Genomic DNA, 23,926 nt, shown 5'->3' on the forward strand with positions numbered 1-23,926 from the left:
CTTACGTTTTGGTGGGTACCTGACTTATTAGTCGGTACTTGTCCAGTGTAAAGCGTCCCAGCAGCATGGAATCCATGGGAGAAAGCCAGAAACACGTGGGCGTGCTCGGCCTGGGGCGGATGGGCGCCGCCCTCGCCGGGGCGCTCTTGGGGGCGGGACACGACGTCTCGGTGTGGAACCGGTCGCCGCTCAAGGCGGGGCCGCTGCTCGACCGCGGCGCCCGGCTCGCGGCGACGCCGGCGGAAGCGGCTTCGGCCGACGTCGTCCTCAGTTGCCTGTCCACCTACGACGCGCAGCGGCCGGTGCTCGAAGCCGCTTCGCCGAAAGTGCTCGTCAACCTCACGTCCGGGACCCCGGAGCAGGCGCGGGGCGTCGCGAAGTGGGCCGCTTCCGAGGGCATCGACTACGTCGACGGCGTGATCATGGCCGTACCGCAGGGCATCGGCACCCCGGCGGCGCAGATCCTCTACGGCGGCTCGGAACCGACGTTCGCGGCGCAGCGCGACGTGCTGGAAGTGCTGGGCGCACCGGTGTTCCTCGGCGAGGACGCCGGCCTGCCGGCGCTGTACGACCTGGCGCTGCTCGGCATGATGTGGTCGACGATGGCCGGCTACCTGCACGCGCTGGCGCTGGTCGGCACCGAGGGCGTCACGCCCGCGCAGTTCGCGCCGATGGCATCGGCGTGGCAGTCGGCCGTCGGCGGGTTCCTGCCGGGCATCGGCGAGCAGGTCGCGAGCGGCGACTACACCACCGAGGTGTCCGCTTTGGACATCAACGCGGCGGGACTCGGCTTGCTGGTCGAGACGAGCCGCGCGCAGGGGATCAGCACGGCGGTGCCCGCGGTGCTGCGGGAGTTGTTCGACCGAGCGGTCGCGGCGGGCCACGGTGCGCACGCGATCGCCAGCGTCATCGAGGAGATCCGGTGAAGTACCAGGGAAAGAAGGCCGTCGTCGCCGGCGGCACGCACGGGATGGGGCTGGCGGTGGTGCGCGCCCTGCTCGACGGCGGCGCGGAGGTGCTGCTCACCGGCCGGGACGTGACCCCGCTGGCGGGCACGTTGCCGGGCAAGGCGCACCTGCTGTCCTCGGACGCGGCGCGCCTGGCCGACGTCGCCGAGCTGGGTGAGGTGGCCGCGCGCACGCTCGGCGAGCTGGACCTGGTGTTCCTCAACGTCGGGTTCGCGACGCTGACGCCGTACGAGGCCGCGACGCCCGAGCTCTACGACCGGACGTTCGACGTCAACACCAAGGGCGCCTACTTCACCGCCCGGCGGCTCGCGCCGCTGGTCCGGTCCGGTGGCTCGTTCGTCTTCACGACGTCGGTCGCGGCCGAGGCCGGGATCGCCGGGATGGGCCTGTATTCGGCGGCGAAGGCGGCGGTGCGCTCGTTCGCCCGCACGTACGCGGCCGAGCTGGCGCCGCGCGGGATCCGGGTGAACGTGGTCAGCCCCGGCTACACCGACACGCCGACGATGGGCGTCACCGGCGTCCCGGAGCCGGTCCTGGCGGAGTTCAAGGCGATCGGCGACGAGAGCACGCCGTTGAAGCGCCACGCCACCGCGGAGGAGGTCGCTGCGGCGGTGCTGTTCCTGGCGTTCGACGCCACCTTCACCACCGGCGCGGACCTCCCCGTGGACGGCGGTCTCGGCCAGCGGCTCACCCTGCCCGCGTGAGGTGGGCGCCCAGGCCGGTGACCCCCGGCGCGCGGTCGGGGCGCAGGACGAGGTCATCGTCGTAGTCGCCGCCATTCTGTGTGCGGAACGGGATGGGCTCCGCGGTTTCGAGCGTCCGCAGGCGTTCGCGAAGCAGGTCCCGTGCCTCGGCGAACTCGTCGTCCGGCACGCGGTCGGCGCCGTAGACCGCCACCGGCGGCAGCACCGACATCCCCGCGTAGAAGAGGGTTCCGTGATGTAGCGGGAAGAGGACGTCGGCCAGCGCGCCGTTCACCCCGCGCGGCTCCAGGGCCGGCTCGCGGGCACCCGCGGCGAGCACCACCATCGCGCGCTTGCCCGCGAGCCGGCCCTCGCCGTAGCGCAGGGTCCGGCCGTCCTCGGCGCGGACGCCGTACCCGAAGCCCTTCACGAAGACGCGGTCGAACCAGCCCTTGAGGATCGCCGGCAGGCCGTACCACCACAACGGGAACTGCACGACGACCGCGTCCGCCCAGGCCAGCTTTTCCTGCTCGGCCACGATGTCCGCGCTCAGCTCCCCGCGCGCGTGCGCCCGGGCCGACGTCGCCCCGACGACCAGCCGGCCGTCGTCGGCTTCGGCGCCGAAGTCGGCGGCGTCGACCACCGGGTTCCACTTCATGGCGTACAGGTCCGACTCCCGGACGTCGTGGCCGAGCTCCCGGAGCGTCCGGAGCCCGTCGTCACGGAGGGCCCCGCTCAGCGAGCGCGGCTCGGGATGCGCGAAAACCCACAACACGTTCATGACCTCGATGGTCATCCGGCCGCCCGGTTCGATCGAGTGGCCGGAAAGCCAACATGTGCAAGAATCGAGCCATGGCCGAATTCGTGCACCCGAACCGCCACCACGTCGCCGTCCTCGTTCGCCACGGCATGCTGGTGATGGAGCTGGGCATCGTCCACCGCCTGTTCGGCCAGGCCCGCTCGGCGCCGGGGGAGCCGCTGTACGAAGTCGTGACCTGCACGCTCGAACCCGGTCCGGTGCGCACCGACGCCGACTTCACCATCCCGGTCGACCGCGGCCCCGAGGTGCTGGCCGAGGCGGACACGGTGATCGTCCCGGCGTCCCTGATCGAGTACGAGCCGCTGGCGCGCGTGCTGACCCCGCCGCTCGAAGCCGCCCTCGGCCGCATCCCGCCGGCCGCGCGCATCGCGTCCATCTGCACCGGCGCGTTCGTGCTCGCCGCGGCCGGCCTGCTCGACGGCCGCCGGGCCACCACCCACTGGCGGTCCGCCGAGGACCTGCAGGACCGGTTCCCCGAGGTCGACGTCGACCCGTGCGTGCTCTACACCGACGACGGCGACGTGCTGACCTCGGCGGGTGTCGCCGCCGGGATCGACCTGGTGCTGCACATGATCCGCCGCGACCACGGCACGGCGGTGGCCAACGAGGTCGCCCGCGGCACGGTCGTGTCCCCGCACCGCGAAGGCGGCCAGGCCCAGTTCGTCCGGCGGCCGGTCCCCGAGCCCCGGACGTCGTCGACGAAGGCGGCCCGGGCCTGGGCGCTGGAGAACCTGCACCGGCCGCTGACCCTGCGCGAGCTCGCCGCCCGCGAGGCGATGAGCACGCGCACGTTCACCCGCCGCTTCCGCGAGGAGGTCGGCATCTCGGCCCTGCAGTGGCTGACCCAGCAACGGGTCGAGCGCGCCCGCCAGCTCCTCGAGGAGACGGACCTGCCGGTCGACCGCGTCGCCACCGAAGCCGGCTTCGGCACGGCGGCCTCGCTGCGCCAGCACTTCCAGGCGGCGCTGGCGGTGTCGCCGAGCGCGTACCGGTCGACCTTCCGCGGAGAACTGGCTGTTCAAGCCGGCTGAAATCCGGATAGCGTCGGCGCCCATGGACGACTTCTACGTCAGCCACAGCCGGTTCAGCGATCCCGGACCGCACGCGGACTGGCTCGACGCGACCCCGGCCGACCTGGCCGTCCTGCGTGAAGCGGCGTCCCAGCTGGTGTTCCACTACTGGGGTTCGGGCGCGATCACCGAACACGGGTTTCCGGCCGCCCGCAACGACGAGATCACCCTGCGGTACGCCGAGGCGATGTGGGCGCGCCTGCGCGAGCTCGACCCGGCCCCACCGGTGCAGCCGCGGCCGCCGCTGCACCGGATCGTCGGCTGCTGCCGCGACTTCACGCTGCTGTTCGTCTCGATGGCCCGCCACCACGGCATCCCGGCCCGCGCCCGCGTCGGCTTCGCGAGCTACCTGATGCCCGGCTGGTACCTCGACCACGTCGTCGCCGAGGTCCGCACCGCCGACGGCTGGCACCTGGTCGAGCCCCAGCTGTCACCCGGTTTCCGCGACCCGGTGGACGACGTGGCCTTCGACCTCCTCGACGTCCCCCGCGACCGGTTCCTGACCGGCCCCGACGCGTGGACCGCCGTGCGCGCCGGCGAGCTCGACCCGGACCTGCTGGTCGTCTCGCCGGACCTGGACGTGCCGTTCCTGCGCGGGATTCCGTACACGTGGCACAACCTCGTGCTCGACCTCGCCGCGCTCAACAAGCACGAGATGCTCCAGTGGGACATCTGGGGCGCACTCGACGACTCCGCCGCGCTCGACCCGGCCACCGTCGCCCGTGCGGACGAGCTGGCCGAGCTGGTGGCCGACGCGGACGTCGAGCAGCTGCGGGTGGCCTTCGAGGCCGACGACGTCCGGGTGCCGCCGGTGATCCACACGGTCACCCCGCCGGGACGGCTCCTGGCCGAGGTAGTGCTTCGCTGACCTCGGTGGCAGTCCGCACGAACCGCGCGATCCGCAGGTCCCGCGCCCCGGCCGTCCAGGCGAGGGCCAGCGAGTACGGCGTCGCGTCGACAACCGGCCGGTAGACGACGTCGTCCCGCGAGCGCAGCTCGGCGACCGACGCGGGCAGCAGCGCGACCGCCTGCCCGAGCGCGACCGTCTCCAGCAGCTGGGCGCTGTCGTGCACGATCGGCCCGGGTGTCACCGGTCCGCCGGTCACGTCCTGCCCGGACCAGTACGCCCGGTCCGCGGCCGAGGAGAGCGGCCAGCACGGCGTCGGCTGCCCGGCGAAGTCGGCGCAGGTCAGCACGGACCGGCGGGCGAGTTCGTGGTCCGACGGCAGTGCGGCCACCCGTGGTTCGCTGAACAGCACCTCGACGTCCAGGCCGTGGTGGGTGCCGCCGTGGCAGCCGAGCACGGCCACGTCGGCCCGGCCGTCCCGCAGCATCTCCGTCTGTTCGCCGAACCCGCTGACCCGGAGGTCGACCGGATCGGGGTGCGCGTCGGCGATCCGCCGCAGCAGATCGGTCGCGACCCCCGGCTTCGCGGTGACGACCAGCGCCGGCGTCCGTTGAGCTGCCCGCCGCGTGCGCCGGACCGCCGCGGTGACGGCGTCCAGTGCCTTCGCCGACTCGGTGAGCAGGACGGCGCCGGCCGGCGTCAGCGAGACGTGCCGGCTGGTGCGTTCGAAGAGCTGCACCCCGAGCCGCCGCTCCAGCAGCCGGATCGCGCGCGACAGCGGTGGCTGCGCCATCCCGAGCCGCTCGGCGGCGCGCGAGAAGTTCAGCTCTTCGGCGACCGCGCGGAAATACCGCAGCTCACGGACCTCGACATCGTCCATACCGGGAGAGTATCGCGGCAGAGTCCACAGGTCTTTCCTTTTCTCTTTCGCGCATGGTGGGCTTGGTGTCGATAACTCCACAAAGGACGGACATCGATGACGGAGTCACAACGCAACAAGGAAGTGGTCTTGGGCTTCCTCCGGCTGGCCTTCACCGAGAAGCGCCCGGCCGACGCCTTCGCCGAGCACGTCGGCGACGGCTACGTCCAGCACAACCCCCACGCCCCGGCGAGCGCGGCGGCCTCGGCCCGCTACCTGGCCGGGTTCGTGACCCGGTTCCCGGAGCTCACCCTGGACGTCCACCGGGTGATCGCCGAGGACGATCTTGTGTGCACGCACAGCCTCCTGCGCCTGACGCCCGGCTCGCGTGGCAGCGCGATCGCGGACGTGATGCGGGTGCGGGACGGCCGGATCACCGAGCACTGGGACGTGGTGCAGGAGATCCCGGAGACGACGGCGAGCGGCAACCCGATGATCTAGGCGAGCTGCCCCGGGAGGTGCCGCCTCGCGGGCCGGCGCTCGTGAGCGACCGCGGCCGGTGTCCCGCCGCGCGGGACGTCACCCCTCAGGGACCGTGCCCGGCTTGGTCGGCCGGGGCATCACGCCTCGGCGACCGGGTCCGGGTCGTCGTCCGCCGGGTCGATCTCCCTCGGCGCGATGCCGTGCAGTGCGGCGCTCACCACCGAGTTCACCGGTGGCGGGTCGAGGGGTGCCGTGTGCGGGAAGACCGTCGTGAGCACCGAGGCGTGGCAGTAGCCGACCAGCATGGCCGCCGTTGCGTCCACTTCGGACTCCGGGCGCAGGCGGCCCAGCCTGCGTTCCGCCTCGAGGTAGGCCACCAGCCGATCGCGCCAGTAGCCGGACCGCTCGCTGATCTCCGCGAACCGCTCCAGCACCCTGGGCTGCGAGACCAGGCCGCTGAACGCCGGCACGAGCGCCTTGTGCAGCGCCAGGCCGAACTCCACGTGGCGGCGGAGGTTCCCGAAGAGGACGCCTTCACCGGGCACGGGCAACTCGCCCAGCTCCGCCTCCGTTGTGCGCACGTGCTCCAGCAGGGCCCGGGCCACCAGTTCCTCCTTGTCGGAGAAGTGGTTGTAGAGCACGCCGTCGGCGACGCCCGCCATGCGCGCGATCTCCCGCACGGTCATACCGGTCGTGCCGTGCGTGGCGATCATCTTCTGCGCGGTCTCGAGCAGCAGGTCGTGCAGTGACTGCCCGTCCCGCTGGGCGGCGGCTTTCCTCGGTGACATCACCGCCATCGTACGGGCGCCCCCGCTACGGCCTCCTTCCCGTGACCAGCCACGCCGTGCCGCGCAGCCGGACCGCCTCCGGGCCCGCGAACGGCTCGAGCGCCTCCGCGAGGGCGTCGGTCGCCTTGGTCGCCGTCGCGCTGTCGAGCCGGTCCAGGTGGTGGCGGACCGGGCCCCAGTCCGCCATGAACCGGGCCGCGTCGGGGACGTCACGGCCCCAGACCTGGCCGGCCTCGACGCGGGTGCACACGACGTCTTCGAAGCCGGCTTCGGTCAGCACCGCCCTGGTCCGGTCCGGGTCCGCGAACGACGTCGGCCCGCTGCCGTCCGGCCCGGTCGGCTGCGGCAGGTAGGCCGCCATCGCGGCGAACACCCGGCCGAGGTCGGTGCCGGACAGCGCCGTCATGCAGAGGAACGCGAGCCGCCCGCCGGGGGGCAGCGCGCGCCGGACGTTGCCGAACGCCGCCACCGGATCGGCGAAGAACATCACCCCGAACCGGCTGATCGCCAGGTCGAACCCGCCTTCGGCGAACGGGTGGACCTGGACGTCACCCTGCTCGAACGTCACGTTCGGCACCTCGGCCGCCCGCCTCCGCGCGGTCGCGAGCATCGGCCCGGACAGGTCGACGCCGATCGCGGAGCGGGCCCGCGCCGCGGCGAGCCGCGTGAGCTGGCCGTTGCCGCAGCCGATGTCGAGCACGCGATCGCCGGAGTCCACCTGCTCGAGCAAAAAACTGTTGAAGCCGCTGTTCACGGCGTCGTAGCGATCGGCGTGTGTCGCCCAGTGCTCCCCTTCGTAGCCGTTCCACGCCTCGGCCTGTGCGGTGTTGACGATCCCGGTCATCCCCAGCCCCTTCCGTTATGAACACACGTTCATGAACATGTGTTCATGCTGCCGCCGCGGCCATCCGCTGTCAAGGCATCGGCCACCCGCCGCCGGATGTCGGCCAGGTGGCAGATCTTCCGGGCGGACGAACGCGGAAGACTTCTCCCCATCAGGGCAAACCGCCTCTGACCAGCCAAAAGGAGTTCGAAATGACCGACGTCATCGCCAACATGTCCATGTCCCTCGACGGTTTCGTGGCCGACCCGGAAGACCACATCGATCACCTGTTCGAGTGGTTCGGCAGTGGCGACGTCGAGGTCCCCACCGCCGTCGAGTGGGCCACCTTCAAGACCTCCGAAGCCAGCGCGAAGATGCTGCGCGCGGCGATGGACAACGTCGGCGCGCTGATCACCGGCCGCCGCCTGTTCAACCTCGCCCAGGGCTGGGGCGGCACGCACCCGATGGGCGTGCCGGTCTTCGTCGTCACCCACGAGGAGCCCGCGGACTGGCCGCACCCGGACGCGCCGTTCACGTTCGTCACCGACGGCCTCGAAAGCGCCGTCGAGCAGGCGAAGAAGGCCGCCGGCGACAAGATCGTCGCGGTCGCCAGCACGACGATCGCCCAGCAGTGCCTCAACCTCGGCCTGCTCGACGGCGTCCAGGTCGACCTGATCCCGGTGCTGCTCGGCTCCGGCGTCCGCTTCTTCGACCACCTCGACGCCACCACGAAGCTGACCGGCCCGGAGGTCACCGAGGGTACCGGCGTGACGCACCTTTCGTACCGGATCAAGCGCTGAGGAGCGTGACGTGCAGCGCGGCGAGGCGGGCGGGGTCGGCGATCACTTCATACGCCGCCACCCGCTCGCCGTCGACCGTCACGGCCAAGGCGAGCACCAGCCGTCCGCGGGGCGCGACGACGACGCCGACCGCGCCGTCGACCAGGACAGTTTCGGCGAACCGGGCCCGTTTCCCGAACACCTGCGTCTCCTCGGCCACCGCGCGGGCCCCGCGCGTCTCGAGGGCCGCGCCCGCCGGCAGCGCGGCCGCGTCGGCGCGGCGGACGACGTCCGGGGCCAGCACGTCGAGCAGGGCGGCGAGGTCGCCGCCGCGGGCGGCGGCCAGGAACGCGTCGACCACCCGGCGGTGCCGGGCCAGGTCGGCCGGGGGCAGCGGGGAAGTGCCCCGGACCCGGTGCCGCGCGCGGCTCGCCAGCTTCTTCGCCGCCACCGGCGTGCGGTCCAGCACCGGGGCGATCCGGTCGAACGGCACGGCGAACAGGTCGTGCAGCACGAACGCGATCCGCTCGGCCGGCCCGAGCGCGGCCAGCACGACGAGCAGCGCACGGCCCACCGCGTCGGCGAGCGCGGCTTCGTCCGCCGGATCGGCGTCGTCCACCGGCTCCGGGAACACCTCGAACGACTCCTCGCGGCGGGATTTCCGCGAACGCAGGACGTCGAGGCAGACGCGGGACACGACCGTGGTCAGCCAGGCCGCCAGGTTGCCGACCGAGCCGGCCCGGTTCAGCCGCAACCACGCTTCCTGCACGGCGTCGTCCGCTTCGGCCGCCGAGCCGAGCATCCGGTAGGCCAGCCCGCGCAGCCGGCCGCGTTCGGCCTCGAAGTCCGCCGCCAGGTCGTCCATCGGTCACCTTCCGCTCGCGTTCACCGTCGCCTCCTCGACGTATCCCCGCGACCGGAGGTGACCGGATGAGCTTGCTGACCCCCGCCGACCTGGACGCCTACTACGCGCAGCGCGCCGGCGCCGGACTCATCGTCGCCGAAGGCACCTGGGTGGGCGAACGGGCCATCGGCTTCTCGGACGCCCCGGGCCGCCGCGCACGGCCGCGTCGGCGTCCGGCTTTCGCCGTGGTGGGCCGGCGGACTGTGCACTGTGGACGAAGCACTCCGCGCCGAGTACGACGAACTGGTCGCCGGCCTCGCCGACGCGGTTTCGTTCGCGCTGTCCCAGTAGAACGGGCGGACTTCGGTGATACGGCCACCGGCCACGGTGATCGCCTGGAGGATCGGGAACTCGAGCTCGCGACCGGTGGCGCGCGCGTTCGGACGTCGTCAGGCGTCCGGGCACCACACCGCCAGCTCGCTCCCGCCCGGCTCGCGGAAGTGGAAACGGCGTCCGCCCGGGAAGGCGAACGGTTCCTTCGTCACCACCCCGCCCGCTGCCGCCACCGCCTCGCGGGCCGCTGCCAGGTCGTCCGTGCGGATCGTGAGCAGCGGTGCGCTCGTCTGTTCGTCCGCGGCCGATTGGAACCCCAAGGTGAGGCCGGTGCCCCGGACGTCGGTGTAGTCCGGGCCGTACGGAGTCGCCGCCCAGCCGAACGCGCGCTCGAAGAACTTCCCGGACGCCGCGGCGGACGTGGACGGGAACTCGGCGAAGTCGATTTCGTACATGCCCCGACGCTAGCGGCGACCACCGACAAAACCGCGCGAGCGGGCCGTCGACAGCCCGCCGAGGACGAGCGCGACCGCGCCGATCACCAGGTCCACGTAGCCCCCGACGATCCCGTAGCCGGTGCCGGGCCCGCCTTTCGCGGCGGCCACCACCCAGCCGCCGATCACGACGGAAGCCAGGCCGCCGGCCAGGGCCACGACGGCTCCGCGGCCGCGGGACAGTGCCCGCACGCCCGCGACGACCCCCGCGACTCCGAGCACGACGGCGATCAGGGACCAGAGCCGTCCCGGGGTGAGGTCGGCGGAACCGGTCGCGGCGAGGACGTTCATGAGGTGCTCCTTCGGTTCGGGTCGGACGCCGGAAGCATGTCCGCCGGACCCGTGGCCCGTCGTGGTGCGCGAGCAGACACTTCGCGCTGCCGCGGACGCCGCAGGAGCCGGCCGGCTACCGCAGCTGCAGTAGCCCGGAAATGCTCTCCGCGCGGGACTTCGCCGGGCGGTCACCCGGTTAGGGTTCGGGGGTGAGCCGCGCGCAGGTCGTCGACGGGGTGATCGCCGCCGGCGTCGCGGTGGCCCTGGTGGTCGCCGGGGTGTCCGGCGCGCACCGGATCCCGGAGCTCGACGTCCTGGGGTACGCGGCGCTGGCCGCCGGTGGGCTGGCGCTGGCCGCGCGCCGCCGGGCGCCGATCGCCGTGCTGGCCGCGACCGCGGTCTGCGCGCTCGCGTACCAGATCGCCGGCTTCGAAGTGCCCGTCGTCGCTTACCTCTTCGCCGTGTATGCCGCCGTCCGGGCGGGACACCGGATCGCCGCGGTGGTCGCTTCGGTGCTCATGCTGGCCGCGATCCCGCTCGCGCTCCTGGCTTCGGGCGTGGCCGACACGGGCGCGGCGTTCACGCAGTCGCGGGACGTCCTCCAGCTGGCGTGGCTGATCGCCGCCGGGGCCGCCGGGGAGGCGTTGCGCCAGGCCGAGCGCCGGGCCGACGAAGCCGAACGCACCCGCGAGGAAACCGCGCGGCGGCGCGCGGACGAGGAACGGCTGCACATCGCGCGGGAGCTGCACGATTCGCTCACCCACCAGATCTCGGTCATCAAGGTGCAGGCCGAAGTCGCCGTCCACCTGGCCCGCAAGCGCGGCGAAGACGTGCCCGACGCGCTGCTGGCGATCCGCGACGCCGGCCGCGAGGCGGCGCGGGAACTGCGGGCGACCCTGGAGGCGTTGCGCGACGACGACAAGGATCCGCCGCGCGGGCTCGACGACGTCCCGGACCTCGTGCGCCGCGCCCGGACCACCGGTCTCGACGCGCAGCTGACGGTCGAGGGCCGGTGCGACGGCGTGCCGGCCGCGGTCGGCCGGACCGCCTACCGGATCGTCCAGGAGTCGCTCACCAACGTCACCCGGCACGCCGCCGCGGCCACCGCGTCGGTCCGGATCGACCACCGGCCCGGCACGCTGGTCATCCGGGTGGACGACGACGGCCAGGCCACCGTGGACAGTGCCCCGGGCGTCGGCCTGACGGGGATGCGCGAGCGCGTCACGGCGCTGGGCGGCCGGCTCCAGGCCGGGCCTCGCCGCGAAGGCGGCTTCAGCGTCCAGGCCGAACTGCCGGTGGACCCCGCGTGATCCGCGTCCTGCTGGCCGACGACCAGCCGCTCATCCGCAGCGGGTTCCGCGCGCTCCTCGACGTCGAGGCCGACATCGAGGTGGTCGCCGAAGCGGGCGACGGCGGCGAGGCCGTGCGGCTCGCACTGGAGCACCTGCCGGACACCGCGCTCCTCGACGTCCAGATGCCCGGCGTCGACGGCATCGAGGCGACCCGGCGCATCGCCGCGCACCCGGCGCTGGCCGCCGTGCACGTCGTCATCCTGACCAACTACGGCCTGGACGAGTACGTCTTCGAGGCGTTGCGCGCGGGCGCGGCCGGGTTCCTGGTCAAGGACATCCAGCCGGAGGACTTCCTGCACGCGGTGCGCGTCGCGGCTCGCGGGGACGCCCTGCTGGCGCCGTCGATCACCCGCAAGCTGATCGACCGGTACGTGACCCAGCCGCTCGTCCCCGGCGCGGGGCTGGCGGAGCTGACGAACCGGGAACGCGAAGCCGTTACGCTTGTCGCGAGGGGGCTGTCGAACGAGGAGATCGCCGCGCGGATGGTGATCAGCCCGCTCACCGCGAAGACGCACGTCAACCGGGCCATGATGAAGCTGCACGCGCGCGACCGGGCGCAGCTGGTGGTGTTCGCCTACGAATCGGGGCTGGTGGTGCCGCGGTGAGGCCGTCGTCAGGCCGGGCGGCCCGCGCCCGCGTAGTCGTCGCCCTTCGAGTGGTACGTGTGGATCTGGATCGCCTGGCCCTCGGTCGGCGCGTTGATCATCAGGCCGTTGCCGAGGTACAGGCCGACGTGGTGGATGCGGGTGGCCGGGCTGCCGTAGAACACCAGGTCGCCCAGGCGGGGCTCCTGGGCGGCCGGCACCGGCGGGAGGGCGCGGAACTGGCTGTCCGCCGTCCGCGGGAGGGCGACGCCCGCGCTGTCATACGACGCCTTCGTCAGGCCGGAGCAGTCGAAGCCCGCCGCGCCCGCGTCCGGGCCGTTGCCGCCCCAGACGTACGGGAGGCCGAGCTGGCCCAGCGCGAAGCGGGTCGCGCGGACGCGCGGCGAGCTCGCCGATGCCGGGTCGAGGGACAGCGTGGCGTACAGCTGGGCCATGCCGAGCACGCGCTGGCGGAACAGCTCGGTGTCGCTGCCCGGGTGGTAGGCCGCGATGGCCTTCCACCAGCCGGGGCCGGCGCCGAGGTCGGTGTCGCCCGCGCACAGCGCCCGGCCGGCCGCCGCCGGGGCGTCGGAGCCGAACTTCTTGGTCTGCGCCGCCGTCAGGCCCAGCAGGTTGCCGCCGCCCCGGCCGTGATCGGACGCCGCCGCGCCGACACCCGCGAGCGTGACCCACGAGAGGTGGCACGACGGGTCTTCGCCGCGCAGCGCCAGCTCGCCGTTCGCGTAGCCGATCAGCGCGCTCGCGGGGATGTCGAGGGGACCGGCCAGCTGCTCGGCCCACTGCTGCAACGGGCTCTTGCCGCCCTGGCCGGACGCGCCCTGACCCGGCTCCTGCGCCTTCACCGGCGCGCTGACTTCGAGGACCGACGGGCCCGACACCGCGTCACGCACCACCGGCGGGGGAACCGGGACGGCCGCGGGTTCCGGCGACCGGTCGGCCAGCAGCCAGCCCGCCGTGACGAGTCCGGCGACGAGCGGCAGCGCGACCAGGCCGCGCAGCGCAGCGCCGCGGGCCCACGAAGCCTGCTTGGTCGTCACGGGTTCCAACTTAGAAGAGCGCACCTCTTACTGAACGACTGAGTAGGTTGCACGATAGGGGGACTCCCATATTGTGGGCACATGCCTGAGATCAGCGCGGCCCGGCTCACCTCCGCGCTCCACGGTCGGTACGCGAAGATCGACGTCGTCGAGCGCACCGGTTCCACCAACGCCGACCTGCGAGAAGCCCTCGAAAACGGCGCCGCCGACCGGACCGTCCTGCTCGCCGAAGAGCAGACCGCGGGCGTCGGCCGGCGGGCTCGCTCGTGGAGCTCGCCCAAGGGGGCCGGGCTGTACCTGAGCGTCGCGCTCCGGCCGGGTGTCCCCTTCTCGGTGCTCGGCTCACTGTCCGTCGTCGCCGGGCTCGCCGTTCGCGCGGCCGCCGCGTCCGTCGGGGTGAACGCCGTGCTCAAGTGGCCCAACGACGTCCTGGTCGACGGCGCGAAGTGCGCCGGCATCCTCGCCGAGGCCGTCGCCGGGGCCGAGCCGTCGATCGTGCTCGGCATCGGCCTCAACGTCCTGCCCCCCGGCGACGTCCAGCCGGGACCCGGCGGGCTGCCCGCGACGTCGCTGGCCGAGCACGGTGCCACGAACACCGACCGCACCGACGTCGCCGTCGCGCTGCTCACCGGGTTCGACGACCTCGAGCGGCGCTGGCGCCTGGCCCGCGGCGACCTCACCGCGGCCGGGCTGCTCGGCGACTACCGCGCCCACTGCGCGACCCTCGGCCAGGACGTCGAGGTGCAGCTGCCGGACGGGTCGTCGCTCGTCGGGCGGGCCGCCGGCATCGACGCCACCGGGCAGCTCCAGGTCGACGTGCCGGGCGGCGAGCGGCACACCGTCTTCGCGGGTGACGTGGTCCACGTGCGTCCGGCCTGATTCTTCGGGGCGTTGCCCCCCACCGCCTCCTCGCTCGCCGGTACGGTGAGACGACACCGCCGCACCGACCTTGGGAGCGTCCGCCGTGGCTTATCCGGACGATTTGCTCAGCGAGCAAGAGCACGTCGTGGTGCACAGTCACCCGCACTTCAAGATGCTGATCTTCCCGACGCTCGCGCTGCTGGTCACCGTGGGCGCGGGCACCTGGCTCGCGATCCTCGCGAAGGACGCCGGCTCGCCGTGGAACACGGTCGGGCTGATCGCCATCGCCGTCGTGGCGCTCGTGCTGATCGTGTGGCTGTTCCTGGCGCCGCTCGTGCGCTGGCGGACCACCCACTTCATCGTGACGACGGACCGGCTGATCGCCCGCGAGGGCGTCCTCAAGCGCACCGGCATCGACATCCCGATGGGCCGGATCAACAGCGTCCAGTTCGAGCACGGCCTGCTGGACCGGGTCTTCGGCTGCGGCACGCTCATCATCGAGTCGGCCTCGGACGAGCCGCTGCGCTTCGAGGACATCCCGCACGTCGAAAAGGTGCACACGGTCATCTACCGCGAGGTCAACGACAACCCGTACGACGACTACCGGCCGGGTGCCCCGCAGCAGCAGCCCCAGCAGACCACGCCGCTGCCGCCCCAGGGCGGCGGCCGGCCGCCGCGTGGCGAGAGACGCCGCTGATGGGCACGCGCGCGCTGGGTCTGCCCGAGCGGGTGCCCTCGGCGGGGGAGCTGCCGGACTCCGTCACGATCTGGGAGGTCGGCCCGCGCGACGGGCTGCAGAACGAGGAGACGATCGTCCCGGTCGAGGTCAAGCTGGAGTTCCTCGACCGGCTCGCGGGCGCCGGGCTCACCACGCTCGAAGCGACCAGTTTCGTCCACCCGAAGTGGGTGCCGCAGCTCGCCGACGCCGAGCAGCTGCTGGCCCGGCTCGACCGCCGCGAAGGCGTCCGGTACCCGGTGCTGGTCCCGAACGAGAAGGGCCTGAACCGGGCCCTCGAAGCCGGCGTGGAGCACATCGCGATCTTCGCCAGCGCGACGGAGACGTTCGCGCGCAAGAACCTCAACTCCTCGCTCGACGAACAGTTCGCGATGTTCGAGCCGGTCGTGACGCGGGCCCGGGAAGCGGGCTTGGCCGTCCGCGGCTACCTCTCGATGTGCTTCGGCGACCCCTGGGAAGGCGTCGTGCCGGCGAAGCAGGTCGCCGCCGCCGGCCGCCGCCTGCTGGACATGGGGTGCTCGCAGCTTTCGCTGGGCGACACCATCGGCGTCGCCACGGCCGGGCAGGTCGAAACGCTCATCGGGCTGTTCGACGACGTCGGTACTTTGGCCGTGCACTTCCACGACACCTACGGTCAGGCTCTCGCCAACACGCTCGCGGCGCTCCGATGTGGAGTGTCAACTGTGGACTCTTCGGCGGGCGGGCTCGGCGGCTGCCCGTACGCCGAATCGGCCACCGGCAACCTGGCGACCGAGGACCTGGTGTGGATGCTGGAGGGCCTCGGGGTGGCCACCGGTGTCGACTTGGACGCGCTGGTGGCGGCCAGCGTGTGGATGGCGGGACAGCTCGGCCGCCCGAGCCCGTCCCGCGTGGTCGCCGCACTGGGCTGAGACTTCCGGGGCTCCGCCCCGGGCCGGGGGCTTCGCCACCCGGAGCCCCCGGAAAACAACTGACCTCGTCGCGCCCCCGGGGAAGGGGTGCGGTATCAAGGGGGACCGGCAGCGCCGCGGCCGCGTCGAACATCGTGTGCCCCCCGGGCACCGACCGAGCCGGAGGATGGGTGTGACCGAGCCTTCCGAGGCGGGCTCCGAACCGGTCGAGGCCGACCTCGACACCGGGCCGGTGCAGCTGCCCGGGTACGGCCTGGCGGATTCGGGCGCCTTCGAAGAGGCCCCGACCCCGCCCTCGGGCAACCCCGCGGCCTGGCCGCACGCGGTGTCGCCGCTGCTGCCGCCGTTCCCGCTGCCCCCGGCCCCACCGCCACCCCCGCCGCCGACACCGGCCCCGCTGCCGCCGCCGGTGGCCGGGCCACCGCCGGTCGCGGGCCCGCCACCGAACCCGGGCTCACCCGTGCCGCTGCCGCCGCTGGGCTCGCCGCGCACGGAACGGGAAAGCATCGTCGCGCTGTTCCTGGTGCACATGTTCCCGATCGGGCACCTGCCGGTGGCGATGGACAAGCCGGCGCTTCAGCTGCCGCTGCCCGAGGACCCCGACGGCTTCGCGCCGAACGACCACCCGGACGCCCGGCTGATCTTCGACGACCAGGCCCTGACGAACGTCACCGCGGGCTTCCGCCGCTCGCCGACCGCGCCGTCGCGGCCGGTGCCGCGGCACCTCACCGACGGGTACGTGCCGTACGCCCGCGCGACGCAGGCGGTCTGGATCCGCCGGTTCGTCGTCGGGCACAGCGAGCTCGGCCCCGAATACGCGTGGCCGCCGGGCGAGCAGTTCCCCGAGAGCAGCGTCGACTGGCCCGAGCCGGTGATGGTCCCGGCCGACACGGTCCTCGACCGCTTCGGCCCGGCCTACGGGCGGGTGCTCTTCGCCGACGGGACGCCGTTCGCGGAGCGCTCGCTGCCACCCGCGTTCCTGGACGCCGAATACCGCCGGTACGTCGTGGTGCGCAAGGTGCCGATGTGGCGCTCGGAGACCGCGAACTGGTTCGGGCAGGTCGGCGGCGGCACGCGGTACCGTGCCCTGCTGGCGGCCGACGAACTGGTGACCCTCGGCTACCTCGCCGAGGCCAAGGGGGATGAGGACTGATGAACACCCAGTCGATCCAGCGGTGGCTCGGCGTGCTGGGCGTGCCGCCGGAGGTCGTCTCGCTCGGCGCCGAGGTCGACAACGCCTGGTGCCTGATGCAGGGCGAGGACGAGGCGTGGGAAGTGTTCTGGCGCGAGCAGGGCAACCGCTACGACTGGGCCCGGTTCACCAGTGAGCAGGTGGCGTGCCACTACCTGTTCGGCCGGCTGGCCTGGGCCCAGGTCGCCCGCGGCGCCGTCGGCCTGCTGCCCGGGTCGTGAGTGGTAAGGCGGGCTAGAACCCGCCTTACCACTCACGACGACTCAGCCCACCGCGTAGGTGAAGACGTGCGCCTGTCCCGCGCCGGTCGACGGGGGCAGGGTGATGCTGCGGACCTGCTTCGCCGGGTCGAGGGCGATCGGGGCCGTCGCGAACAGGTACGACGTGTACGGCCGTTGAAGCCGGAACATGTACCGCGGGAACGCCGAGTTCACGTACGGCACCTTCGCGACGACCGTGTTCCCGAACTGCGGCGTCTCCTCACCGCCCTTCAACAGCCATTCCGACAACCCGAGTTGTGCCTGCTGGGCCGAGCCGTCGGTGTAGGTGACGGTCACCGTGCCCTGGGCGTCCGCGCCGGTCGCCGCGCCGAGGAACGACAGCTTCGACGCGCCCGCCGGAGCGTCCACCGCAAGCGTTTGCCCCGCCGCGATCACGTTGTCCGGTGACCCGGCCGGGCTCGACGGCCAGCGGAACTGCTGCCCGTTCGCGGTCACCGTCGCGCCCGGCGTGATGCCGTTCGCGGCGAAGCCCTGCGCCGAGTAGGAGAACGCGAACCCGCCCGGGTAGAGGTCGGTCTCGCCGAAGTCGCCGTACTGGACGAACTTGTCGTCGGTGACGCCGACGTTCGTGCTCGCCGCGGGCAGCGTCCCCGGCGTTCCGACGGTCACCGGCAGGACCGCGGGGACCGGTTGCCCGTCGAAGGTCACCGGCACGCTCGTGTACGCGTCCGGCGTCCCGGCCGCCGCGGTGACCCGCACCTGCTGCGAAGCGGTGCCGTGTGCGCCCACGGTGAGCGTCCCGCTCGACGGCGTCACGGTGATCCCCGCCGGCGGCTTCGCCTGCCAGGACACCGTGCCCGCGCCGGTGATGCCTTCGGCGAGCACCGTGGCGCCGGTGGCGCCGCCGGGTGCGACCGCGATCCGGCCCGGGCCGACCCGGCCGCGCACCGGAACTTCACCGTCGCGGAACGACGGCGGGACGTCGGAAGCGCCCGACCCCCACGACGTCGGCGACGCGCCGAGCGTGAAGTCCAGCCGCCCGCCGTTCACCGCGAACGACTCCGGCAGCCACGGTTTCGTGCTGGGCTGGCCGTTCACCTTCAGGTTCTTCACGTACTTCACCGAGCTGGACGCGCCGGGCGCGGTGATCGTGATCCGCTGCCCGGTCGCCCGGGTCAGCGTGATCTTCGGGAACATCGGGCTGGCCAGCACCATTTCGGCGCGGCCGGGCGCCTCCGGGTACATGCCGAGCGCGGCGAAGACGTACCACGCCGACGTCGCGCCGAGGTCGTCGTTGCCCGGCAGGCCGTCTTCACCCGGCTTGAACAACAGCTCCGCCGAGCGGCGCACGATGTCCTGGGTCTTCGACGGCGCGCCCGCGTAGGCGTACTCCCACGGCACCTCGAACGACGGCTCGTTCGACATGAAGGCGTACGGCGAACTGGCGTCGCTGTTCAGCTTCGTGAAGAAGAAGTCGAGACGCTTCTTCGCGGCGTCGTTGCCGCCCATCGCGTCGAAGAGGCCTCGGACGTTGTAGGGCACCATCCACGTGTACTGCGCCGCGTTCCCTTCCTGGTAGCGCATTTCCTGGTACTGCGCGGGGTCGAACGGCGAGAGGAACTGGCCGTCGCGCATCCGGGTCTGCAGGTAGCCCGTGGCCGGGTTGTAGACGTTCTCCCAGTACTGGGCGCGGCTCATGAACCGGTGGTAGGTCCGGGGATCGCCGAGCCGCTGGGCGAGCTGCGCGATGCCGAAGTCCGCCGTCGTCTCCTCGAGCATGTCGGAGACGTTGTTCGGGTGGTAGCCCAGCGTCTGGTAGTCCGACAGGCCGGGGCGTTCGAGAGCCCGTTCGCCCGCCTGCTGGACACGGGTGGCGCCGTTGACCATCGACTTCAGGGCGCTCCGGGCGTCGAAGTCCGTGGCGCCGAAGGCGTACGTGCTGGCGATGATCGAGTGGTACGGATCGCCGCCCATCACCCCCATGAAGTCGTTGTTCTGCGACCAGCGGTCCCAGATCCCGCCCGCCTGGTCGGCCTGGTTGAGCATCGACTGCGCCATGTCGGCGGCCTCGTGCGGGGCGAGCAGCGACAGCAGCTGGACCTCGTCGCGGTAGGTGTCCCAGCCGGAGAAGTTCGCGTACTGCGCGTGACCCGGCTTCGCGTGGTGGATCGCCTTGTCGAACCCGGGATAGCGACCGTCCACATCGGAAAAGACGTTCGGCTGCATGAGGGTGTGGTACAGCGCGGTGTAGAACGTCTTCGTGGCCGCGTCCGTGCCGCCTTCGACGGCGATCTGCCGCAGCCGGTCGTTCCACGCCCGGCGCGCGTTGCCCTGCACGGTGCCGAAGGAGTCCTGACGCTGTTCGAGATCGGCGTTGAGCCGCGCCCCGGCCGCGTCCACATAGGACAAGCCGACCCGGACCTGGACCGGTTTCGCCGGGTCGAAGGTCAGGTAGGCGCCGGAACCGCCCTCGGCGGTGACCACCTGCTTGTCCCACGTCGTCCTGCTCAGGTTGCCGCCGCGGGCGCTGGTGCCGCCGGGCGTCACGGTCGCGTCCTGCCAGGTCCCGGACGTGCGGAACGGCTGGTCGAAGGTGGCCCGGAAGTAGACCTTGTAGGTGTTCGGGCCGCGGCAGAAGTGGCCGCTGGAGACCCAGCCTTCGACGGTGCGCCGGGCCGGGTCGACGGTCACGGCGGCGTCGTCGCTGCCCATCGCGGACTGCGCGACGTCGATCAGCAGCGTGGCGGGGGAGTCCTTCGGGAAGGTGAAGCGGCCCAGGCCGGAGCGCTGGGTCGCGGTCAGCTCGGTGGTGACGCCCGAATCGGTCGTCACCTTGTAGTAGCCGGGCGACGCCGATTCGTTCACGTGGCTGAAGGTGGGGAAGTACTTCGTCGCGTCGACGGCCGGCGAGGTGGTGATGTTCCCGGCGATCGGCAGGAACGGCACGTCGCCCGCCGCGCCGCCGCAGCCGGCGCCGTTGAAGTGGGTGAGGCTGAAGCCGCGGAGCCGGTTCTCTTCCCAGGCGTAGCCGCCGTCGCGGTCCCGGGCGTAGTAGCGGCCCTGGCCGGTGGGCGGCTTGGGCTGCAGGGGCGTGTCGGGACTCCACTGCACCATGCCGAACGGGACGTCGGCGCCGGGGAACGTGTCGCCGGCGTAGGTGTTGGTCTCGGGCGTGTCGCCGGCCTTCGCGCCGGTGAACGGGTTGACGTAGGCGGCGAAGTCTCGGTTCAGGGGTTCGGCGGCCGCGGGTGCGACCGCCGTGACGAGGGGGACGATCAAAGCCGCGGTGACGACTCTGCGCATGCTCTTCCTCCCGGGGTGAGCGGATCACCCCGGTTGACAACGTTGTCAGAAGACCGGGTGACCCGGCGAGCACCGTGAGTGAACCACTGCTGGTCCAGACCGGTCAAGAAGTGCTCGCCGGGTCGCCGTCAGCGCTCGAGGATCGCCAAGGCCGCGTCGTGGAGGCGGCCGTTCGTCGAGAGCGCGCTGCCGTTGTCGTAGCGCTCGGCACCGTCCAGATCGCTGAACCGGCCGCCCGCCTCGGTCACGATCACCTGCGCGGCCGCGACGTCCCACGGGTTGACGATGCACTCCGCCGCCACGTCCAGCGCGCCCTCGGCCACCAGCACGTGGTGCCAGAAGTCGCCGAACGCCCGGGTCTCCCAGCACGCGTCCACCAGTTCGAGGTACTTCTCGCGCGAGTGGTACTCGATCCAGGAGTTGAGGTCCGTTGTGGACAGATAAGCGTCCGAAAGGGACGAAACCTTCGAAACCGACAGCCGGCGGGTTCCGGCCGAGTCGCTCGAAAACGCCCCGTCGCCCGAAGCCGCCCACCAGCGGCGGCCCAGCAGGGGCGCGCTGATCAGGCCGACGACCGGGTCGCCGTCCTCCACCAGGGCGATGAGGGTCGCCCAAACGGGTACTCCGCGGAGGAAGTTCTTGGTCCCGTCGATCGGGTCGAGCACCCACGCGCGGCCCGTTGCGGCCGAGCCGCCACGCTCCTCGCCGAGCACCGCGTCGGCCGGGCGTTCGGCCGCCAGCAGCGCGCGGATCGCGTCCTCGACCGCGGTGTCGGCGTCGGTCACCGGGGTGCGGTCGGGCTTGCGCTCCACCGCCAGGTCCAGGGCGCGGAACCGCGCCGTCGTGATCGCGTCGGCGGCGTCGGCCAGCCGGGTGGCGAGAGCCAGATCATCTTCGTAGCCAGGCACGGTCACGATGGTTTCACGCCCGTGAGCCGTAGAGTTGGCCAGGTGAGCATGGTCCTACTAGCCGAAGACGATCCGGCCATCGCCGAACCGCTCTCCCGCGCCCTCGAACGTGAGGGATACGAGATCCACGTCGTCACCGACGGCCCTTCGGTGCTCGACGCCACCGCCGCCCAGCGCGTCGACCTGCTCGTGCTCGACCTCGGCCTGCCCGGGATGGACGGTCTGGAGGTCTGCCGCCGCCTGCGCGCCGCCGGCACCGAGCTGCCCGTCCTGATGCTCACCGCCCGCACCGACGAGGTCGACTTCGTCGTCGGCCTGGACGCGGGCGCCGACGACTACGTCGCCAAGCCGTTCCGCCTCGCCGAGCTGCTCGCCCGGATCCGCGCGCTGCTGCGCCGGCGGGTGCCCGACGTCCTGGAGGCCGGCGGGGTGCGGATGGACCTCGGCGCCCGGCTGGTGACGGTGGACAACCACGAAGTCCAGCTGGCGAACAAGGAGTTCGAGCTGCTGCGCGTGCTGATGAGCCGGGCCGGGCAGGTCGTGAGCCGCGACGAGATCCTCGCCGAGGTCTGGAACGACCTCGAGTCGAAGACGTCCAAGACGCTCGACATGCACATGTCGTGGCTGCGCCGGAAGCTCGCCATCGCCGCCGACGAGGCCGCCGGCCGCACCAGCAAGACCCACGACGGCGAGCGGCGGATCGCGACCGTCCGCGGCGTCGGCTTCCGCTTCAACGCCGAATAAAGCCGTGCGCCGCCGCATCCTGCTGGCCATCCTGCTGGCCGTCGCTGTCACCGCGGCGGTCCTCGGCATCCCGCTGGGCATCGTGGCGAGCTGGCAGATCGAGTCGAGCTACCGCGAAACGCTCGCCGAGAACGCCCGTGCGGCGGCGGCGATCCTGGACACCGAAATCGCCAACGGCCAGGAGATCGACCTCGACCAGGTGCGCGCGGCGGTCCCGGCGAACGGACTGCTGACCGTCCGGGCCAGCGGCCAGACCGAGAAGCGCTACGGCAGCAGTCCCGGCCCCGAAACCGTCACCGAGACGGCCGACCTGGCCCGCGACGGCAAGGTGGAGATCGCCGTCCCGGCCGGCCCGATGCACGAGCGGCAGACGACGGTGACGCTGGTCGTCGTGCTGCTGGTGCTGCTGTCGGTGGGCACCGGCGCGGTGGTCGCCATCGCGACGGCCCGGCGGCTCGCGAAGCCGCTGCGGCACGTGGCCGAACGCGCGGCCCGGCTGGGCGGCGGCGACTTCCGGCCCGACCCGAGCCGCTACGGCGTCGGCGAACTCGACATGGTCGCCGAAGCGCTGGACGCGTCCGGCACCGCGCTGGCCCAGCTGGTGCAGCGGGAACGCCAGCTCGTCGGGGACGTCTCGCACCAGCTGCGCAGCCGGCTGACGGCGTTGCAGCTGCGGCTGGAACCGCTCACGGTCCACCCGGACGACGAGGTGGCCGACGAGTCGAAGGCGGCCCAGGAACAGGCCGACCGGCTCGCCGAGGCACTGGACGAGCTGCTGGCGGCGGCCCGCGCGGCGCGCGAGGTCGGCGCCGAACCGGTGGACCTGCCGACCCAGCTGCCGGCGATGGCCCAGGAGTGGCGCGAGCTGCTCCGCTCGGAGGGCCGCAACCTGCGGACCCGCGTGGCCGACGCCCTGATGGCGCGGGCCACCCCGGGACGGCTCCGCGAGGTCATCGGCGTGCTGCTGGACAACGCGCTGCGCCACGGCTCGGGCACGGTGACGCTCATCGCCCGCCGCGGCGACGCCGAGGGCACGGTGGTGATCGAGGTGAGCGACACCGGCCCCGGCGTCCCGGACGAGCTCGCCCCGCACATCTTCGAGCGCGGCTTCTCCGGCGGTGGCTCGACGGGCGTGGGACTGGCCTTGGCGCGGGCCCTGGTCGAGGCCGACGGCGGCCGCCTGGAGCTGTCGAACCGCCGCCCGGCGGTGTTCAGCCTGTTCCTCAAGGTGCCGCGGCCGACCGACGTCCCCGAAGTGCGCTGGCCGGCCGAGCGCGTCCCGCGTTAGGAAGCGCCCGGCCGGCCGCTCAGATCAGCCCCTCCCGCATCGCGTAGGCGACCGCGTGCGACCGGTTCCGCAGCTGGAACCGGTTGGTCACGTCGTGGAGGATGCTCTTCACCGTGCGCTGCGAGTAGCACAGCTCGTCGGCGATCTCCTGCGTCGAATGACCCGCCGCGACGAGCTTGAGGACCTCCGTCTCGCGGTCGCTCATGCCGCCCAGGCGCAGGCCGCGCGGCTGGAGCACCTGGCGCTGCAGGCGCGAAACCCGGTTCAGCAACCGGCCGAGCAGCTCGGGAGGCAACGCGCCTTCCCCGGCCGCGGCGGCCTTGATCAGGCGGACCAGGACGTCGGGCCCCGCGTCGGCGCGGCGGGCGACCGCGCAGACCCCGTGCTCGACCGCGTTCAGGATCTCGTTGTCGTCGACTTCGCCCGCGATCAGCACGATGCGGGTGAAGCCCTGGTGGTGCAGCGCGGCCAGCAGCCGGGTCATCGGCTCGTCGAGCCGGTCGGCGACCAGCAGGGCGACCAGGGCCGTGCCGTCGTCCACCACCCGGACGTCGGCGCGCGACCGCAGCGCCGTGCAGACGCCGTCGTGCAGGATCGGATCGGTGGCGCGGACCACCACCGGGGTCCGCTCGGATTCGAACATCGTTCCCCATTTCCCCTCGAACGGTGCAGGCTGCCCAGCCTGCCCGCTCGCGTGTCCCGGGCGCATGGGACCGGCGTCCCGA

Annotated in this window: 26 protein-coding genes; 15 read left to right on the top strand and 11 right to left on the bottom strand. The window is 72.6% G+C overall.

Annotated elements, in window-relative coordinates:
- Positions 1–65 precede the first annotated feature (65 nt).
- Both C2L58_RS30060 and C2L58_RS30065 read left to right on the top strand, forming a co-directional pair.
- Positions 66–926 carry an NAD(P)-dependent oxidoreductase gene (locus C2L58_RS30060; protein WP_255410590.1) on the top strand — a complete coding sequence of 287 codons (861 nt, stop codon included), beginning with the start codon at positions 66–68 and terminating at the stop codon, positions 924–926.
- Entirely contained in the window at positions 923–1,672 is a 750-nt protein-coding gene (locus C2L58_RS30065; RefSeq protein ID WP_103341041.1) for an SDR family oxidoreductase, read from the top strand. Before C2L58_RS30060 ends, C2L58_RS30065 begins: the two co-directional genes overlap by 4 nt.
- Here C2L58_RS30065 and C2L58_RS30070 read toward each other — a convergent pair.
- Positions 1,656–2,432 (bottom strand): NAD(P)H-dependent oxidoreductase, encoded by a 777-nt coding sequence (locus tag C2L58_RS30070; RefSeq protein ID WP_233226015.1) that lies wholly within the window; start codon positions 2,430–2,432, stop codon positions 1,656–1,658. The two genes, C2L58_RS30065 and C2L58_RS30070, sit on opposite strands and share 17 nt — an antisense overlap.
- Before the next feature lie 71 nt (positions 2,433–2,503).
- Between C2L58_RS30070 and C2L58_RS30075 the strand changes: the two genes are divergently transcribed.
- On the top strand, positions 2,504–3,502 hold the full coding sequence (locus C2L58_RS30075; protein ID WP_103341043.1) for a GlxA family transcriptional regulator: 999 nt from the start codon (positions 2,504–2,506) through the stop codon (positions 3,500–3,502).
- A gap of 22 nt (positions 3,503–3,524) precedes the next feature.
- Positions 3,525–4,409, top strand: a complete 885-nt coding sequence (locus C2L58_RS30080; RefSeq protein WP_103341044.1) for a transglutaminase-like domain-containing protein — start codon at positions 3,525–3,527, stop codon at positions 4,407–4,409.
- Here the strand turns inward: C2L58_RS30080 and C2L58_RS30085 are convergent.
- The gene (locus C2L58_RS30085) at positions 4,366–5,268 is read right to left on the bottom strand and encodes a LysR family transcriptional regulator (RefSeq protein WP_103341045.1); all 903 of its coding nucleotides are present in this window, start codon (positions 5,266–5,268) and stop codon (positions 4,366–4,368) included. The genes C2L58_RS30080 and C2L58_RS30085 overlap by 44 nt on opposite strands.
- A gap of 96 nt (positions 5,269–5,364) precedes the next feature.
- Between C2L58_RS30085 and C2L58_RS30090 the strand changes: the two genes are divergently transcribed.
- Complete coding sequence (locus C2L58_RS30090) at positions 5,365–5,748, top strand: nuclear transport factor 2 family protein (protein ID WP_103341046.1); 384 nt, start codon at positions 5,365–5,367, stop codon at positions 5,746–5,748.
- A 119-nt stretch (positions 5,749–5,867) separates the two neighbouring features.
- Here the strand turns inward: C2L58_RS30090 and C2L58_RS30095 are convergent, their stop codons facing one another.
- Positions 5,868–6,527 carry a TetR/AcrR family transcriptional regulator gene (locus tag C2L58_RS30095; protein WP_103341047.1) on the bottom strand — a complete coding sequence of 220 codons (660 nt, stop codon included), beginning with the start codon at positions 6,525–6,527 and terminating at the stop codon, positions 5,868–5,870.
- 16 nt (positions 6,528–6,543) lie between these two features.
- The gene (locus C2L58_RS30100; protein WP_103341048.1) at positions 6,544–7,362 is read right to left on the bottom strand and encodes a class I SAM-dependent methyltransferase; all 819 of its coding nucleotides are present in this window, start codon (positions 7,360–7,362) and stop codon (positions 6,544–6,546) included.
- A gap of 191 nt (positions 7,363–7,553) precedes the next feature.
- Here C2L58_RS30100 and C2L58_RS30105 point away from each other — a divergent pair, with 191 nt between their 5' ends.
- On the top strand, positions 7,554–8,141 hold the full coding sequence (locus C2L58_RS30105) for a dihydrofolate reductase family protein (RefSeq protein WP_103341049.1): 588 nt from the start codon (positions 7,554–7,556) through the stop codon (positions 8,139–8,141).
- Here the strand turns inward: C2L58_RS30105 and C2L58_RS30110 are convergent.
- The 3 genes from C2L58_RS30110 to C2L58_RS30130 all read right to left on the bottom strand — a co-directional run bounded on the left by C2L58_RS30110 (position 8,131) and on the right by C2L58_RS30130 (position 10,082).
- Positions 8,131–8,985 (bottom strand): sigma-70 family RNA polymerase sigma factor, encoded by an 855-nt coding sequence (locus tag C2L58_RS30110; protein ID WP_103341050.1) that lies wholly within the window; start codon positions 8,983–8,985, stop codon positions 8,131–8,133. The two genes, C2L58_RS30105 and C2L58_RS30110, sit on opposite strands and share 11 nt — an antisense overlap.
- A gap of 428 nt (positions 8,986–9,413) precedes the next feature.
- Complete coding sequence (locus C2L58_RS30125; protein WP_103341051.1) at positions 9,414–9,752, bottom strand: VOC family protein; 339 nt, start codon at positions 9,750–9,752, stop codon at positions 9,414–9,416.
- 9 nt (positions 9,753–9,761) lie between these two features.
- Complete coding sequence (locus C2L58_RS30130; protein WP_103341052.1) at positions 9,762–10,082, bottom strand: DUF6223 family protein; 321 nt, start codon at positions 10,080–10,082, stop codon at positions 9,762–9,764.
- 191 nt (positions 10,083–10,273) lie between these two features.
- Here C2L58_RS30130 and C2L58_RS30135 point away from each other — a divergent pair, with 191 nt between their 5' ends.
- Together C2L58_RS30135 and C2L58_RS30140 are read left to right on the top strand one after the other, a co-directional pair.
- Positions 10,274–11,374: a sensor histidine kinase gene (locus C2L58_RS30135; protein ID WP_103341053.1), complete on the top strand. Its 1,101-nt coding sequence runs from the start codon at positions 10,274–10,276 to the stop codon at positions 11,372–11,374.
- Positions 11,371–12,021, top strand: a complete 651-nt coding sequence (locus tag C2L58_RS30140; RefSeq protein WP_103341054.1) for a response regulator — start codon at positions 11,371–11,373, stop codon at positions 12,019–12,021. Before C2L58_RS30135 ends, C2L58_RS30140 begins: the two co-directional genes overlap by 4 nt.
- 8 nt (positions 12,022–12,029) lie before the next feature.
- On the opposite strand, the gene C2L58_RS30145 is transcribed toward C2L58_RS30140, so the two are convergent.
- Positions 12,030–13,058 carry a C40 family peptidase gene (locus tag C2L58_RS30145; protein ID WP_103341055.1) on the bottom strand — a complete coding sequence of 343 codons (1,029 nt, stop codon included), beginning with the start codon at positions 13,056–13,058 and terminating at the stop codon, positions 12,030–12,032.
- An 81-nt stretch (positions 13,059–13,139) separates the two neighbouring features.
- Between C2L58_RS30145 and C2L58_RS30150 the strand changes: the two genes are divergently transcribed.
- The 5 genes from C2L58_RS30150 (at position 13,140) to C2L58_RS30170 (ending at position 16,958) form a co-directional block, all read left to right on the top strand.
- Positions 13,140–13,937, top strand: a complete 798-nt coding sequence (locus C2L58_RS30150; RefSeq protein ID WP_103341056.1) for a biotin--[acetyl-CoA-carboxylase] ligase — start codon at positions 13,140–13,142, stop codon at positions 13,935–13,937.
- Positions 13,938–14,022: 85 nt separating this feature from the next.
- Positions 14,023–14,616, top strand: a complete 594-nt coding sequence (locus C2L58_RS30155; protein WP_103341057.1) for a PH domain-containing protein — start codon at positions 14,023–14,025, stop codon at positions 14,614–14,616.
- Positions 14,616–15,545 carry a hydroxymethylglutaryl-CoA lyase gene (locus C2L58_RS30160; protein ID WP_103341058.1) on the top strand — a complete coding sequence of 310 codons (930 nt, stop codon included), beginning with the start codon at positions 14,616–14,618 and terminating at the stop codon, positions 15,543–15,545. Before C2L58_RS30155 ends, C2L58_RS30160 begins: the two co-directional genes overlap by 1 nt.
- Positions 15,546–15,711: 166 nt before the next feature.
- A complete protein-coding gene (locus C2L58_RS30165) occupies positions 15,712–16,698 on the top strand; it encodes a TNT domain-containing protein (protein ID WP_233226017.1) in 987 nt (328 codons plus the stop codon).
- Positions 16,698–16,958, top strand: a complete 261-nt coding sequence (locus tag C2L58_RS30170) for a hypothetical protein (protein ID WP_003105220.1) — start codon at positions 16,698–16,700, stop codon at positions 16,956–16,958. The genes C2L58_RS30165 and C2L58_RS30170 overlap by 1 nt, the downstream gene beginning before the upstream one ends.
- A gap of 42 nt (positions 16,959–17,000) precedes the next feature.
- On the opposite strand, the gene C2L58_RS30175 is transcribed toward C2L58_RS30170, so the two are convergent.
- Together C2L58_RS30175 and hisN are read right to left on the bottom strand one after the other, a co-directional pair.
- On the bottom strand, positions 17,001–20,261 hold the full coding sequence (locus C2L58_RS30175; RefSeq protein WP_103341060.1) for a GH92 family glycosyl hydrolase: 3,261 nt from the start codon (positions 20,259–20,261) through the stop codon (positions 17,001–17,003).
- A gap of 128 nt (positions 20,262–20,389) precedes the next feature.
- Positions 20,390–21,175, bottom strand: coding sequence for a histidinol-phosphatase (hisN, locus tag C2L58_RS30180; RefSeq protein ID WP_103341061.1), 786 nt, complete (start codon positions 21,173–21,175; stop codon positions 20,390–20,392).
- Between the two features lie 42 nt (positions 21,176–21,217).
- On the opposite strand from hisN, the gene C2L58_RS30185 reads away from it, so the two are divergent.
- Complete coding sequence (locus C2L58_RS30185; RefSeq protein ID WP_103341097.1) at positions 21,218–21,913, top strand: response regulator transcription factor; 696 nt, start codon at positions 21,218–21,220, stop codon at positions 21,911–21,913.
- A gap of 4 nt (positions 21,914–21,917) precedes the next feature.
- Positions 21,918–23,201 (top strand): ATP-binding protein, encoded by a 1,284-nt coding sequence (locus C2L58_RS30190; protein WP_103341062.1) that lies wholly within the window; start codon positions 21,918–21,920, stop codon positions 23,199–23,201.
- A gap of 19 nt (positions 23,202–23,220) precedes the next feature.
- Here the strand turns inward: C2L58_RS30190 and C2L58_RS30195 are convergent, their stop codons facing one another.
- Positions 23,221–23,844, bottom strand: coding sequence for a response regulator transcription factor (locus C2L58_RS30195; RefSeq protein ID WP_103341063.1), 624 nt, complete (start codon positions 23,842–23,844; stop codon positions 23,221–23,223).
- Positions 23,845–23,926: the final 82 nt, after the last annotated feature.

The sequence above is a fragment of the Amycolatopsis sp. CA-126428 genome (assembly GCF_002904335.1).
Classification (GTDB): domain Bacteria; phylum Actinomycetota; class Actinomycetes; order Mycobacteriales; family Pseudonocardiaceae; genus Amycolatopsis.

What these genes read in the sequence shown, in the direction of transcription:
- C2L58_RS30170 (WP_003105220.1), top strand. Translation starts at nt 16,698, where the DNA reads ATGAACACCCAGTCGATCCAGCGGTGGCTCGGCGTGCTGGGCGTGCCG.
- C2L58_RS30185 (WP_103341097.1), top strand. Translation starts at nt 21,218, where the DNA reads ATGGTCCTACTAGCCGAAGACGATCCGGCCATCGCCGAACCGCTCTCC.
- C2L58_RS30125 (WP_103341051.1), bottom strand. Translation starts at nt 9,752, where the DNA reads ATGTACGAAATCGACTTCGCCGAGTTCCCGTCCACGTCCGCCGCGGCG.
- C2L58_RS30075 (WP_103341043.1), top strand. Translation starts at nt 2,504, where the DNA reads ATGGCCGAATTCGTGCACCCGAACCGCCACCACGTCGCCGTCCTCGTT.
- C2L58_RS30160 (WP_103341058.1), top strand. Translation starts at nt 14,616, where the DNA reads ATGGGCACGCGCGCGCTGGGTCTGCCCGAGCGGGTGCCCTCGGCGGGG.
- C2L58_RS30175 (WP_103341060.1), bottom strand. Translation starts at nt 20,261, where the DNA reads ATGCGCAGAGTCGTCACCGCGGCTTTGATCGTCCCCCTCGTCACGGCG.
- C2L58_RS30095 (WP_103341047.1), bottom strand. Translation starts at nt 6,527, where the DNA reads ATGGCGGTGATGTCACCGAGGAAAGCCGCCGCCCAGCGGGACGGGCAG.
- C2L58_RS30150 (WP_103341056.1), top strand. Translation starts at nt 13,140, where the DNA reads ATGCCTGAGATCAGCGCGGCCCGGCTCACCTCCGCGCTCCACGGTCGG.
- C2L58_RS30080 (WP_103341044.1), top strand. Translation starts at nt 3,525, where the DNA reads ATGGACGACTTCTACGTCAGCCACAGCCGGTTCAGCGATCCCGGACCG.
- C2L58_RS30070 (WP_233226015.1), bottom strand. Translation starts at nt 2,432, where the DNA reads ATGAACGTGTTGTGGGTTTTCGCGCATCCCGAGCCGCGCTCGCTGAGC.
- C2L58_RS30060 (WP_255410590.1), top strand. Translation starts at nt 66, where the DNA reads ATGGAATCCATGGGAGAAAGCCAGAAACACGTGGGCGTGCTCGGCCTG.
- C2L58_RS30165 (WP_233226017.1), top strand. Translation starts at nt 15,712, where the DNA reads ATGGGTGTGACCGAGCCTTCCGAGGCGGGCTCCGAACCGGTCGAGGCC.
- C2L58_RS30090 (WP_103341046.1), top strand. Translation starts at nt 5,365, where the DNA reads ATGACGGAGTCACAACGCAACAAGGAAGTGGTCTTGGGCTTCCTCCGG.
- C2L58_RS30130 (WP_103341052.1), bottom strand. Translation starts at nt 10,082, where the DNA reads ATGAACGTCCTCGCCGCGACCGGTTCCGCCGACCTCACCCCGGGACGG.
- C2L58_RS30195 (WP_103341063.1), bottom strand. Translation starts at nt 23,844, where the DNA reads ATGTTCGAATCCGAGCGGACCCCGGTGGTGGTCCGCGCCACCGATCCG.
- C2L58_RS30105 (WP_103341049.1), top strand. Translation starts at nt 7,554, where the DNA reads ATGACCGACGTCATCGCCAACATGTCCATGTCCCTCGACGGTTTCGTG.
- C2L58_RS30085 (WP_103341045.1), bottom strand. Translation starts at nt 5,268, where the DNA reads ATGGACGATGTCGAGGTCCGTGAGCTGCGGTATTTCCGCGCGGTCGCC.
- C2L58_RS30100 (WP_103341048.1), bottom strand. Translation starts at nt 7,362, where the DNA reads ATGACCGGGATCGTCAACACCGCACAGGCCGAGGCGTGGAACGGCTAC.
- C2L58_RS30110 (WP_103341050.1), bottom strand. Translation starts at nt 8,985, where the DNA reads ATGGACGACCTGGCGGCGGACTTCGAGGCCGAACGCGGCCGGCTGCGC.